Annotated in this window: 1 pseudogene; it reads left to right on the top strand. The window is 34.7% G+C overall.

Annotated elements, in window-relative coordinates:
* Positions 1-276, top strand: a pseudogene (locus SB658_RS22535) (tetratricopeptide repeat protein); the annotation flags it as partial.
* Between the last annotated feature and the right edge of the window lie 70 nt (positions 277-346).

The raw sequence follows: 346 nt of genomic DNA, 5'->3' as shown, positions 1-346 counted from the left end.
GCGTATGCGCGAATAAAAGATGCTTCTCATGAAGTGTTTCAGCTGAAAATAGGCATCGTCCATGACCTTTACTTAACGAATGCACCACAAAGATTTCAGCAAATTGATGAGAAATTAAGAAAGTTAGAAGAGAAGAATGAATATCATGAAGTAAAAGAGCTTTCACATTTTGCGGCTAAGTATTGTGAAAAGCAAACACTTTATGAGCAGTCTGTTTTTTACTTCAATAAAAGTTTAGAAGCGGATTTACATATGAAAAGAATGGGGTTGATTTAAGATGAAAACAGGATTAAAAGTATTATTCGTTGTGGGTTTAGCGGTTGCTGTGGCAGTTTTAACTGAAAAC

It is taken from the genome of Bacillus sp. SIMBA_008 (genome assembly GCF_046535495.1).
GTDB lineage: Bacteria > Bacillota > Bacilli > Bacillales > Bacillaceae > Bacillus > Bacillus subtilis.
The sequence above is the reverse complement of the archived record's forward strand: the minus strand, read 5'-3'. Positions and strand labels throughout refer to the sequence as shown.